This window comes from Brevibacterium sp. CBA3109, assembly GCF_040256645.1.
Classification (GTDB): Bacteria; Actinomycetota; Actinomycetes; order Actinomycetales; family Brevibacteriaceae; genus Brevibacterium; species Brevibacterium koreense.
The window spans coordinates 154,599-167,127 of sequence record NZ_CP158281.1 but is presented as its reverse complement, the minus strand read 5'-3'; the positions used below and the strand labels follow the sequence as shown (position 1 = coordinate 167,127).

11 protein-coding genes are annotated in these 12,529 nt (G+C 64.7%); 6 read left to right on the top strand and 5 right to left on the bottom strand.

What is annotated here, in order from left to right:
* Positions 1 to 61: 61 nt before the first annotated feature.
* Genes AAFP32_RS00765 through AAFP32_RS00755 form a run of 3 tightly spaced genes read right to left on the bottom strand, consistent with a single transcriptional unit; the run spans position 62 to position 3,780 of the window.
* Positions 62 to 247 carry a hypothetical protein gene (locus tag AAFP32_RS00765; RefSeq protein WP_350270203.1) on the bottom strand — a complete coding sequence of 62 codons (186 nt, stop codon included), beginning with the start codon at positions 245 to 247 and terminating at the stop codon, positions 62 to 64.
* Positions 220 to 2,559 carry an MMPL family transporter gene (locus AAFP32_RS00760; protein WP_350270202.1) on the bottom strand — a complete coding sequence of 780 codons (2,340 nt, stop codon included), beginning with the start codon at positions 2,557 to 2,559 and terminating at the stop codon, positions 220 to 222. The genes AAFP32_RS00765 and AAFP32_RS00760 overlap by 28 nt, the downstream gene beginning before the upstream one ends.
* 9 nt (positions 2,560 to 2,568) lie before the next feature.
* Positions 2,569 to 3,780 (bottom strand): helix-turn-helix domain-containing protein, encoded by a 1,212-nt coding sequence (locus AAFP32_RS00755; protein ID WP_350270201.1) that lies wholly within the window; start codon positions 3,778 to 3,780, stop codon positions 2,569 to 2,571.
* Between the two features lie 164 nt (positions 3,781 to 3,944).
* Between AAFP32_RS00755 and AAFP32_RS00750 the strand changes: the two genes are divergently transcribed.
* From AAFP32_RS00750 to AAFP32_RS00740, 3 genes are all read left to right on the top strand, one after another.
* A complete protein-coding gene (locus AAFP32_RS00750; RefSeq protein WP_350270200.1) occupies positions 3,945 to 6,029 on the top strand; it encodes a hydantoinase/oxoprolinase family protein in 2,085 nt (694 codons plus the stop codon).
* Between the two features lie 10 nt (positions 6,030 to 6,039).
* Positions 6,040 to 8,013 (top strand): hydantoinase B/oxoprolinase family protein, encoded by a 1,974-nt coding sequence (locus AAFP32_RS00745; protein WP_350270199.1) that lies wholly within the window; start codon positions 6,040 to 6,042, stop codon positions 8,011 to 8,013.
* 142 nt (positions 8,014 to 8,155) lie between these two features.
* Positions 8,156 to 9,076 carry a carbon-nitrogen hydrolase family protein gene (locus AAFP32_RS00740; protein ID WP_350270198.1) on the top strand — a complete coding sequence of 307 codons (921 nt, stop codon included), beginning with the start codon at positions 8,156 to 8,158 and terminating at the stop codon, positions 9,074 to 9,076.
* Positions 9,077 to 9,084: 8 nt separating this feature from the next.
* On the opposite strand, the gene AAFP32_RS00735 is transcribed toward AAFP32_RS00740, so the two are convergent.
* On the bottom strand, positions 9,085 to 9,228 hold the full coding sequence (locus AAFP32_RS00735) for a hypothetical protein (RefSeq protein ID WP_350270197.1): 144 nt from the start codon (positions 9,226 to 9,228) through the stop codon (positions 9,085 to 9,087).
* Between AAFP32_RS00735 and AAFP32_RS00730 the strand changes: the two genes are divergently transcribed.
* The gene (locus tag AAFP32_RS00730; RefSeq protein WP_350270196.1) at positions 9,221 to 9,400 is read left to right on the top strand and encodes a hypothetical protein; all 180 of its coding nucleotides are present in this window, start codon (positions 9,221 to 9,223) and stop codon (positions 9,398 to 9,400) included. The genes AAFP32_RS00735 and AAFP32_RS00730 overlap by 8 nt on opposite strands.
* Positions 9,397 to 10,518 (top strand): pyridoxal-phosphate dependent enzyme, encoded by a 1,122-nt coding sequence (locus AAFP32_RS00725; RefSeq protein ID WP_350270195.1) that lies wholly within the window; start codon positions 9,397 to 9,399, stop codon positions 10,516 to 10,518. The genes AAFP32_RS00730 and AAFP32_RS00725 overlap by 4 nt, the downstream gene beginning before the upstream one ends.
* A gap of 44 nt (positions 10,519 to 10,562) precedes the next feature.
* Here AAFP32_RS00725 and AAFP32_RS00720 read toward each other — a convergent pair whose 3' ends face one another.
* Positions 10,563 to 11,858: a PepSY-associated TM helix domain-containing protein gene (locus AAFP32_RS00720; protein ID WP_350270194.1), complete on the bottom strand. Its 1,296-nt coding sequence runs from the start codon at positions 11,856 to 11,858 to the stop codon at positions 10,563 to 10,565.
* Between the two features lie 216 nt (positions 11,859 to 12,074).
* On the opposite strand from AAFP32_RS00720, the gene AAFP32_RS00715 reads away from it, so the two are divergent.
* Positions 12,075 to 12,527: a hypothetical protein gene (locus tag AAFP32_RS00715; RefSeq protein ID WP_350270193.1), complete on the top strand. Its 453-nt coding sequence runs from the start codon at positions 12,075 to 12,077 to the stop codon at positions 12,525 to 12,527.
* Positions 12,528 to 12,529: the final 2 nt, after the last annotated feature.

Below are 12,529 nucleotides of genomic sequence, written 5' to 3'. Positions count from 1 at the left end.
TTCTCCTTCGAAACCTGATGATCAGGTGAGTGTTGCGTGAGCAATACCTACGTACTGCATCCTAGAGGAACACCGTGATCATCGCCACAGTCGACCACTGCGCAGGACGGATTGTGATGAATCCGTTTTCCATCGCCGAGGCGGTCCGACGTTCGCTGCCCGACCGCCGGGATCCGCCGGCCGCGACGGATGCCGTCCCCCGCCGAGGCGGTTCCTCGCTCAGTCCCGCGGGATCCGTTTCCGCCACGGCCACCACACTCCGCGCCCGATGTCGTGGACGAGGGCCGGGACGACGAGCGAGCGCACGAGGATGGCGTCGAGCAGCACGCCGAAAGTGACGATGAAGGCGAGCTGGACGAGGAACATGATCGGGATGACCCCGAGTGCCGCGAAGGTCGCCGCAAGCACCACGCCCGCCGAGGTGATCACCCCACCCGTCGCCACGAGCCCCTTGAGCACGCCTGCCCTTGTGCCCACCTTGAGCGACTCCTCGCGCACCCTGGACATGAGGAAGATGTTGTAGTCGATGCCGAGCGCGACGAGGAAGACGAAGGCGTAGAGCGGCACCGAGGGATCGGCGCCCGGGAATCCGATGAGGTGGTTGAACACGAGCGCCGAGACTCCCAGCGCGGTGCCGAAGGACAGCACGGTCAGGACCACGAGCAGCAGCGGCGCGAACAGGGACCGCAACAGCAGGATGAGGATGACTGTGATGACAACCAGGATGATCGGGATCGCCAGGGTCCGGTCCGCCTCGGCGGTGTTGTTCGTGTCCAGGTCGACCGCAGTCTGCCCGCCCACCAGCGCATCGGGGTCGACGTCGTGGACGGCCTCGCGGATCTCCGTCACCGTCGTCTCGGCAGCCAGGGAGTCCGCCGCATCGGAGAGGGTGACTTCAAGGAGGACCTGACCGTCGACCTCGGTGGGATCGATCGCCGCCGAGCCGCCGGCAGCATCCGGTGCTCCGCTGGCCGGGCCACCCTGCGGGGGCTGGAGCTTTCCGTCCTCGTCGATCCCGATGGTTCCGCTCGGGGAATCCTCAGCGGCCACGGTCATCGAACCGACCCCGCCGAGGCGGCCGACCGCCTCGGCGGCAGTGCTCAGTTCGTTCGCGTCGAGCACGACCTGGGTCGGAGTTCCGGACCCACCTGGGAAATGCTCGGCCAGGACGTCCTGGCCGTCACGAGCCTCGGATTCGCCGAGCACGAACTCGCTCTGCGCGACCCCGGACGACTTGAACTGCGGCACCGCAATGAGCGGCAGAGCCAGCAGGATGACGAGTCCGATCCAGATCAGGCGCGGTCGGGCGGCGATCCCACCCGCGATCCGGGCCCACATTCCCTTCTTACGGAGCCCAACCTCGGCGGTCGTCACCTGGGGTCGGAACGGCCAGAACACGGCACGACCGATGATGATGAGCGCGGCGGGCAGGAAGGTCAGCGCCGCGAGCATGGCAACGACGATGCCGATGGCCGCGACCGGGCCGAGGGCGCGCGTCGACGCAAGGTCGGTGAACAGGAGGACCAGGAGGCCGGCGATGACGGTGCCTCCGGAGGCCGCGATCGGTTCGGTGACGCCCTTGAGCGCAGCGAGCCCGGCCCGAACACGATCCGGCTCGGTCTGCAGGGCATCGCGGAACCGGGCCACGACGAGGAGGGAATAGTCCGTGGTGGCGCCGACGACGAGGATGAAGAGGATGCCCTGGACCTGGCCGTTGATGAGCAGGATCCCGGCGTCGGCGAGATGCCAGATGACGAAGATCGACGCGGACAGCGCGGCGACCGAGGTGAAGAGGACGATGATCGGCAGCAGCGGAGAGCGGTAGACGATGACGAGGATGACGAAGACCGCGATGAGGGCGACGAGCAGGAGGATCCCGTCGATGCCGGCGAAGGCCTCGGTGAGGTCGGCGGCGAACCCGGCGGGGCCGGTGACGTAGACATCGGCAACCGTGGCCGGGGTGGCGACGTTGCCGGACTCATCCGGCGTCGCATCGGCGGCATTCGCGGTCGGGAAGGTGTTCGCGATGACGTCTCTGATCTTCTCGACGTCATCGGCGGTGGTGTCGGAGGAGACGGGGAGGATGAGTTGGAGGGCGTCGCCGTCGTCCGCGGGGATGACCGGTGAGGCGTCGGCGGCAAGCAGACCGTCGTCGTCGAGTTCCTTCGCCACGTCGTCGAGGGCCACGGAGTCGTCGTCGGTGAGGCCGTCCGTGTTCTCGAGAACGACGATGGCGGGGACATAGTCGTCGTCACTGAAGCGGTCGATGATCTCCTGTGCTCGGGTCGATTCGGCGGACTCGGGGAGGAATGAGGAACGATCGTTCGTGGCCACCTCGGAGATCTTGCCGAAGTAGGGTCCACCGACTCCGGCGACACCCACCCAGGCGACGAGCAGGATCGCGAAGAGGACGAGCAGTGCCCCGCGGCCTCGTAAGGGGCCCTTCGGGTGCTGTTTGAGCAAGGCAGACGTGTCGGCGCTGTTTACCTCGTCACCGGCGGGACCGCCTCGGGGAGGGTCGGGGGTCGGCGGCGTCGAGGTCAGAAGGTGACGGGGCATGCTCTCAGGTTACGCGTAGTCGGCCGAATCGAGACATTGCAGTGCGAGCACGATTTCGGCGGCGGTGCGAGGGTCGGTGATCCGAGAGCCGAGCGGTTTCTCGATGAGCCCGATCCGGTAGCGCACGGTGTTCTCGTGGACCTGGAGCCGCCGTGCCACCTCGGCGATGTTGCCGCCACAGTCCACATAGGTTCGCAGCGTCGTCTGCGCCTCGGGGCTGCTGATGAGCGGAGCGAGGAAGTGATCGACGAGTCGGCGGTCGAAACGTGAATTCATCCGGGCCTCTGCCCACTCGATCGGGCGCATGCGGTCGACGAAAGCGAACCTCGACTCCCCTGCCGAGGCAAGCGCCACGCCTGCCGTCTGCAGCATCTCCGGTACTTGGCTGAGTGCTGTGAAAAGTCCGGAGACCCCGACTCCGATGAGGCCGGAATCGTCGAGACTGCCCTCGATGTCGAAGTCGGCTGTGCAGAGCGCGGTTTGTTCGACCATCGAACTGACGTGTCCGGAATCCTTGATGACCAGGCCGCTCCCCGGGTTCGGGGTCGGTTTCCCGCGCCCCGGGTCGGAGGCGTCGATGCGGAGGCGCAAAGCCCGGATCGGCTCGTAGGCTGCAAAGCCGAAGGTCTCGAGGACCCGCCAGAGCGCTGGTTCGCGACCGGGAGAGACACCGGCTTCCAAGTCGCGCAGAACCCGCGACGATTCCTCTCGGCGATTGCTGATCGAAAAGGACTCGAATCCCTCGAAGGCGCGCAGGAGTTTGGACAGAACGTCGAGGATCACCTCGGCGGACGAGTGGGTGGTGTTCGTGCCGCTGCCAGCTCTACCCTCCCCAGTTCCACTTCGACGCTTGCTGCCGGCACTACCGGCTTCTTCGTCATCGGCGTGGACGGCGACGACGATGACATGGGCGCGGCTGCGTAGTCGCACGGTTCGAGCGTGCACATTCCAGCGACCGATCGCACCGGACGTCGACTCGGCCCAGCCCGCTGGTGTCGCCGGACCGACGACCTCCTCCTGAGTCCAGCGGGCGATGAGGTGGACTGGGGCGGAACCGACGGACCTGACGACCTCGCCGAATTCGTTGATGACGAGTCCTGCTCCCCTGCTCATCCGCGCCACCCGTGAGAGCGCCGATTCCAGCGGATCTGCAGAATTCATCGCGCTCAGAAGCTCATCGAAGATTCGCTCTCGCGCCAGGGCGTCTCGGTTCGAACTCATTGGATTCCACCTCTGCTCCCACTCGCCGGCTGCATCATTCAACGCCATCGGCACGGCTTTGTGATTCTTACAAATCTAGCCGTCTTTTCCTTCACCTGCTCCATTGACCGGCCCGATCATCGAAGGCCAGGCTATGAGGGAAACCACAATCGAAGGAGATGACCGTGGCAGATCTACGCGTCGCAGTTGACGTCGGCGGAACATTCACCGACATCTGTGTATTCGACGAATCCACCCAGACAATGCGAGTGACGAAAGTCCCGTCCACCCCGGACAACCCCATGGAAGCTGTCCTCAATGGAGTGAAGCGGGCGGACATCGACCTCAGCCAGGTCGAGCTCTTTTCACATGGCACGACGGTTGCCACCAACGCGCTCATCACTCGTAGATTCCCCGAATCAGCGATGGTGACGACCAAGGGCTTCCGCGATGTCATTGAGATCCGCGATGGCACGAAGGACGATCTGTGGGACGCCTATTCCGACGTCTCCGGCCCCTATATCCGTCGCCGTGACCGCTTCGAGGTCACCGAACGCGTCGACTACGCGGGCAACATCATCACCGAACTCGACGAAGACGAGGCCAGGAAGCTCGGTCGCCTGCTCAAGAAGCGCGGCGCCGACACCGTGGCCGTATGCTTCGTCAACTCCTATGCGAACGCCGCGAACGAGATCCGAATGCGCGAGATCCTCTCCGAGGAGCTCCCCGGAGCCAGCATCTCCACCTCGGCCGAGGTGCTTCCGGAGATCTTCGAACACAACCGGTTCAACACGACTGTCGCCAATGCCGTTCTTGGTCCGCTGGTATCCGGCTACGTCGAACAGCTCGACTCCAACCTCACCGAGGACGGCTATGCCGGAGAACTCCTTCTCCTACATTCGGGCGGTGGATCGATGACCTCGGAGATGGTCAAGCGGTTCCCGGTGCGACTCGCGGCCTCAGGAATCGCCGCCGGCGCAATCGCCGCTCAGCACGTGGCCGAGCAGTGCGGTCACGCCAATGCCGTCGGACTCGACATGGGCGGCACTTCGACGGACATCTCACTCATCGCAGACGGCGAACTGCGGGAGACGAACGAATGGGAAGTCGAATACGGCCACCCCATCGTCTTCCCGAGCATCGAAGTACTCACCAGCGGAGCCGGCGGTGGCTCTTTGGCCCACATCGACATCGCCGGCTCCCTGCGCAACGGGCCGCAGTCGGCCGGTGCCGCTCCCGGTCCGGTCTGCTATCGCCGCGGCGGCGACCAACCGACGAACACCGATGCGAACCTCGCCCTCAATCGTCTGGGCACCGACCTCGCCGACGGCGAGATGACGCTGGACCGTGAGAGCGCACGGGCAGCGATCAAAGAGAAGATCGCCGATCCGCTCAGCCTCGATGTCGACTCCGCGGCCGAATCCATCGCCCAGGTGGCCAACGCGAACATGGCCGATGCGGTCCGCCTCGTGTCCATCCGTCGCGGGCTCGACCCCCGGGACTTCGCACTCATCGCCTTCGGCGGTGCCGGTGCATTGCACGGGGCGGACGTCGCTCGCGAACTCAACATCCCCACTGTCATCGTCCCGCCCAGCCCGGGAGTCACCTCGGCGCTGGGGTGCCTCCTCGTCGACATCCAGCACGACCTGTCGCAGATGTTCACCGGCGTCGCGGACTCCGCAGACGCAGAAATGGTCGAACAGCACTTCCGCGAACTCGAACTCGAAGGTCGTGATCGACTGCGGCATGAGAAAGTCGCCGAGGAAGACTCGGTCTTCGAACGTGGCATCTCAATGCGTTACCACGGCCAGTGGCGGTCGCTGCAGGTGAAGATAGGCTCCGGCCCGAACGCGCTGCGCGAGGCCGTCCAACTCTTCCACGAGGAACACGAGAAACAGTACGCGTTCCGGCAGGACGACACCCCGGTCGAGATCTACCAACTCCACCTCAAGGCACTCGGGAAGACACCGAAGCCGACCTTCAAACCAACCCCTGTCAGCAGCAAAGATCCCGGTGAGCCGCTCGAGGTCCGCGACGTCTACTTCGACGGACAGTGGCATTCGACGCCGGTCTACCAGCGGGAGAACTTGCCCTCGGGAGCTGCGTTCATCGGACCGGCGATCCTCAACCAGATCGACTCGACCACCGTCATCCCGCCGAATTCGTCCGCGGTGATCGATGAGTGGTTCAACATCCGCATCACACTGACGGCCGAGACAACAGAGCCTGCGCTGTCAGCTGCGAACAATTCAACACAGAACGGCCTGTGAGGAGAGACCCATGACCACAGCAACGGAACAGTCGACGTCCACGCTCGACCCGGTGACTTTCGAAGTACTCAAGAACGCCTTCGCGACCAGCGTCGACCTCATGAGCGAACAGATCCTGCGGACCTGCTATTCGTTCGTCATCTATTCACGCGACTTCTCGTCGGCACTTTGTGACCGCGACGGCAACACTGTCATGCAAGGAAGTGCAGACATCGCCGTCCACGTCGGCACCCTGCATTTCCAGTGCAAGGCAGTTATGGAGGAGTTCGGCGACGACATCAACCCCGGTGACGTCTTCCTCATCAACGACCCCTATCGAGGCGGTACCCACTTCAACGACGTCAGCTTCATTCGTCCGATCTTCGCTGATGACGAGATCATCGGCTTCGCGCAGAACAAGGGCCACTGGGCCGATATCGGTGGGTCCGTCCCGGGCTCGTTCGATGTCTCTGCTAGTGAGCACTTCGGTGAGGGTCTGCGTATCACCCCGCTTCGGGTCTGGCACAAGGGCCGGTTCCTCCACGATGTGGCTCAGCTGCTCGTGTCGAATACGCGCGCTCCCGATCAGGCCCTCGGCGATCTCAACGCCCAAGCCGAGGCCACAGCCGTATGCGAACGCGAAGTGCTCCGCCTCGTCGACAAATATTCGAAGGACACGGTCCTCGATGCGATGCAGGAGACGCAGGACTATGTCTGCCGCACCGTGCTCGCCAGCCTCGGCGATCTGCCGAAGGGCGAGTGGGAGACGGTCGACTTCCTCGACGGCGATCCGGCCAAGGGTGAGGGCCTGGCTCCGATCCGGGTGAAGCTCACGCTCGATGGGTCGGGAATCCACTACGACCTCACGGGATCCGCCGAGGCGGTCTCAACGTTCCTCAACTCCGGCTACGGGACGACCTTCTCTGCTATCTACGCGGGCACGAAGACGTTCTTCCCCGAGGTTCCGCTCAATTCCGGGTTCTACCAGGCGGTGACCGCAGAGATCGGCGAGGAGGGCACCGTCGTCAACGCCGGCTGGCCGCATGCAGTGACCGGGTTCTGTTCGGGCCCGTACGAGAAGGTCATGAACGCGATCTTCGAACTGTGGTCCCACATCATGCCCGAACGCGCGATGGCGTGTGCATTCAACCTCGAGTATCTGCTTGTCGGTGGGCATGATGCCAGGACCGAGTCGAGCCCGTACTTCATGTGGTACGACTGGATGGCAGGTGGCTGGGGCGGCCGGTCGACGAAGGACGGCTCCTCCGCGACGTCTCCGGTCTTCGGTACTGGGCTTGCGGTCCAACCAGTTGAAGGTCAAGAGCGACTGACTCCCGTTGTCACCACTCAGCACTCGATCAACATCGATTCCGGAGGTCCCGGCAGGTTCCGCGGTGGTTGCGGCGTGAATAAAGGCGGCATCCTCACAGATGCGACCGGTGCGGTGATGAGCTACTGCTGCGACCGCGGGCGGTCGACGACGTGGGGCATCAATGGCGGACTGCCATCGATCCCACACGGAGTCTGGCTCAATCCTTCGTCAGAGAACCCGCGCTACTTGGGTGCCACGTTCTCGAATGTAGCCATCAACCCCGGTGACACGTTCGAACGACCAAGCGCCGGAGGTGGCGGCTTCGGTGACCCGCTGGAGCGTCCAACCGCTGAGGTCCTCGAGGATGTCATCGACGGCTACGTCTCCATCAATCGTGCGGCCAAGGACTACGGTGTCGTCGTCCATGAGATCGATGCGGAACTCGACGAGTACGAGATCGATGAAGGGGCGACAGCACGGGAGCGCGAAAAGATCCGCGCCGAGCGCGATTCCTGGTTGGACGCTGATGCCTCCGAGGTCGCACGTCGCTACCGTGACGGCGAGCTGTCTGTTCACGACGTCGTCCGACAACACGGCGTCGTCCTCGACTGGGGGACCGGTGAGCTGCTCGAAAAGTCGACCGCTCAGTTCCGCGACAGCATGCGATCGCGTTCAGCCTCCTACTGGAACTGACGATTGCGATCAGCGGAGGCGCTCGTCCTTTGACGGCGGGCGTCTCCGCAGTCGTGGGGTTGACCTTTCCCACCTCGCGGTCGAAGGTGAGACCAGGAAGTGTTCGGCAGAGCACATCGGCAGAGCGAGGAAGGTCAGCCATATGCCCACAGCAGCAGTCGTCCAAGCAGGGTCAGTTCCCTTCGACATCGACGCCTCCGTCGACAAGGCGATTCGCCTGATGACCGAGGCTCGCGACAACGGCGCCGAGATCGCCGTCTTCCCCGAGGCGTTCGTCGGCGGCTACCCGAAGGGCAGCACCTTCGGCGCCCCGGTGGGACTGCGCACGGACGACGGGCGCCGACAGTACGAGCGCTACAGCAACGGCGCGGTGACCCTCGACGGGCCGGATGTCGAACGACTGACTGAGGCTGCCGAAGAACTCGGACTCTTCGTCGTCATCGGGATCATCGAACGCCTCGGCAACACGCTCTACTGCACCGCACTCATGCTCGACCCCGAGGTCGGGATCGCCGGGGCGCACCGGAAGCTCATGCCCACCGGTTCGGAACGCCTCATTTGGGGCTTCGGCGACGGGTCGACGCTCGACACCATGGATACTCCGCTCGGACGCGTTGGGTCGGTCATCTGTTGGGAGAACTACATGCCTTTGCTGCGGCAGACGATGTATGCCAAGGGTGTGGAGCTCTACTGCGCTCCGACCGTCGACGACCGGCCGACGTGGGCTGCAACGATGACGCACATCGCGCTCGAGGGGCGCACGCATGTGCTTTCCGCTTGCCAGTTCATCACTACGGACGCGTATCCGGATGATCACCCGTTCGAAGTGGACCTGCCGTATGGCAGCACCGCCATCCGCGGCGGCAGCATCATCGTCGCGCCCACCGGAGAAGTGTTGGCCGGCCCTGTCTATGACGAGGAGACGATCCTCTATGCCGAGATCGATCCGACGGCGAAGACGCGTTCCCATCTCGACTTCGACGTCGTCGGCCACTACTCCCGCCCCGACGTCTTCGAACTCACGGTTCGCACCGAGCCAAGGAACTCGGTGAGCTTCGACTGATCGGCTGATCACCCCAACGGGACCGTGAGACCGACCTTTGCGGCGTCCATGACGACCTGGGTGCTGAAGCAGCGGATGTTGTCATTGCCGAAGAAGAGCTGTCTGGTCAGTTCGGTATATTCGGCCATGTCCTGGACCAGGAGGATGAGCACGAAGTCTCAATCGCCGGCCACGAGTGGCACTGTCGGAAGTGGCATTGTCGGCGGCGGCACGGCCCCGCTGCACAGCCGCGACTTCGACTTCAACGACGCGATCCTCGGCGCCGGAATCGAGTTCTTCACCGCTCTCGTCACCTCACGCCTGCCCGAAGGGAACCGCTCATGACCACGACAACCGCCGCATGGACCGCCAACGACCGTGATCACAATTGGTCGAGTCCCGACCAGGACGATGCAGCCCTGAACTTTCACCGCACACTGAACGGCTACGAGCCCACCGCGCTCACCCCGCTGCCGGAGCTCGCCCGCGAACTCGGGGTCGCCGCGGTCTTCGCCAAGGACGAGTCGACCAGGCTGGGCATGCCCGCGTTCAAGGCACTCGGTGCCTCGTGGGCCGTCCACCGTGCCCTTGAGGCGGCGCAGGCGGACACCGACGCCGAGGTGGTCACCGCCACGGATGGAAACCACGGTCGTGCCGTAGCCAGGTTCGCCCGGGAGGCTGGTCGTCCGGCTCGCATCTTCGTGCCGGCAGGCGGCATCCACCCGAGCGCTGTCGCCGCGATCCGCGGTGAAGGTGCTGAGGTCGTCGAGCTCGACGCCAACTACGACCAGTCCGTCGAAGCGGCCGCCGACTATGTGGCCGAACACGATGCTGTGCTCGTTCAGGACACCGCGTGGGACGGCTACGAGGAGGTTCCCGGTTGGATCGTCGACGGCTATTCGACGCTGTTTCGTGAGATCGACGCTCAGCTGAGCGAGGCCGGCCATCACGCACCGGACCTCATCACCGTGCCGACCGGAGTCGGGTCTCTGCTGCAGGCCGCGCTCGCTCACTACCGGCGGACGAGCGCCGGCGGCGATGCTTCCGGAACGGGAGCGTCCGGCGCCGCCGACACCGCAGTCGTGTCCGTCGAAACGGAAGCGGCGGCGTGCATGGGGCCGAGCCTCGATGCCGGGCATCCGGTGACCGTGGAGACCGGAAATACGATCATGTCCGGGCTCAACTGCGGAACCCCCTCGTCGCTGGCGTGGCCTTTGGTCCGTGACGGCCTCGATGCCGCGGTCACGGTCAGCGACGCTGCCGCGATCGATGCCGCGCATCGGCTCGCCGATCTCGGGGTGGCCGCGGGACCCTGCGGAGCCGCCTCGTTGGCGGGGGTCAGAGAGGCACTCGCCGGTGTGGACGCGGAGTCCCGGCGCCGGCACCTGGGCGTGGACTCAGGCAGCGTCATCGTCCTCACCGTCACCGAGGGCTCCGCAGCGAACCCGGTGCCCGACGCCTGAGGCTGGATGCCTAGGGCACGTCGGGCACCGGGGCTTCGCCGGGATCAGTCCGTCACTCGTTCTCGTCGTCGCGCCAAGACGCCGAGGGCCACATCGATGATGAGGAACACGACCAGGCTGATCCCCACCATCGGCAGGAATATTCCAATGCCGATTCCCGCGACGACGATGACGCCGGTTCCCCACCACGGCGCGTTCAGCAGTGCTCCACGGGGTGGCTTTACCCCACATCGTCTCGTCGGGTCGTGCTTCGGGCGGCGCTGCCACCACATGACGTAGCCCCAGACGACCATCGCCGCGATTCCGATGGCGAGGACGAAGAGCACGAACTGGTTGGCCAGACCGAACAGCGAGCCCATGTGCAGGTCGATGCCCCAGCGGGCGAGCCTCGCCGGAAGACCGTAGTCGGCGAAGTCAACGCGATCGGTGACCTCCATCGTCGTCGGATCGAAGGTGACGGCGTCGACCTTCGTGGGATAGCTGCGCTGGATCTCCTGGGCCACCCACGCCGAGTTCGTGTCCGTAGCCGGCAGAATTTCGACCGCCCCGGTGTCGATGTTGACCCCGTGTGCCATGTCCAGCATCATGTCGAAATCGGCCGGGTCGACGCCGAAGGTATCGGTCGTCGACCCTTGTCCTGTGCCGGCCTCGTCGCCGTTGTGCTCGGCGTGGGCGTCATGGCCTTCGTGTCCCTCGTGGCCTTCGTGTCCTTCGTGTCCTTCGTGTCCTTCGTGGCCGGAGTGGTCGCCGGCACCGCCTGCATCAGCCGACCCCGTGGCCGACTCTCCTGCCAGCTCTGTGGAGATCGCCGGTGTCTCCCAGCTCAGTGCCGCGCGAAGCTTCGTGACGTTCTCGCCGCCGAGCTGGGACCAAGTGCTTCCGGTGGCGGAGAGGAACAGCATCCAGGTGCGCAGCAGCAGGGCTCCCGATGTTCCGTACACGGTGAGGTCACCGACCACCTCGGCGGTGGATGGATCGACGAAGATAGCCCGGGATCCGCTCTCCCCCAGCTTGGGGTCGGAGTACATCACGCGCGTGGTGTCTCCGGGCTCGGGTGCCGGGCGCACTGCCGAGTGCGCGGCGCCGTCCCCGATCGTCGCGTTCGCCGCCTTGATCTGCGCGGCCAGCGGGAGCGGGTGGGCGGTCGGGGGAACGCTCAACTGTTCGGCGTAGACGAACTTTTCCAAAGTCGGACTGATCGCGTAGGCCGCCCCGCTGAGGGCTGCGACGAGGATGAACGGGCCGATGAGGATTCCGGCGTAGAAGTGGAGGCGCCGCAGGAACGGGCCGAACCAATGTCGGCCCGAGTTTTCGGGCACGGTTTCAGAGGAGGTTGTCATAATGATGCTTTCTGTCGGATCTGCGCCGAGGCACGCACAGTCGACCCGGGACAGGCATGGCTCAGCCAGGTCGACCGAGTGCGGTCAGCAGAGATCGCAACGGCTCATGGGAGCCGATGTACGGATGTGATGAGTGTCAGAAAGCTGGCTGTGGCGGTCCTCGCCGCAAGAATGTGACTCTTGAATCATGTAGTGAACCATAGGTACAGTACCAGTATGTCTACACTGCCGCAGATGTCATCGCCCGCCAACGTCCGCACACTCCTGCTCCCCTATGCGCTTGGCCTCATCATCGCCATGACCATTGTCCAGGTCGTCATCGCCGCCACTGGCGGAGAGGTCACCATCCTCGCCGGGATCCTCACCGCCGTCGTGGCTCTGGGCATCGCAGTATGGCTGTGGCGGAACCGGCGCGTACTCAAACGCGTGCGCTTCGGAGTCGTCATCGCTCATGTCATCGCGTTCGTCACGGTGAGCACGTCGTACAACTTGCACGCGATCGTTCGCCTCATGGCCGCGGGCGCTGTCGACAAGAGCGCTTCGGACATTGCTCAGGCCGCCCTCGGTGGCTCGTGGTTCGGGGTGACCATCGTCATGAGTGCCCTCTGGGGCTTCGGCCTGCTCATCCACCTCGTCGGCGCGGTCCTCGGCCGCGGCTGGGAGGACTGAGC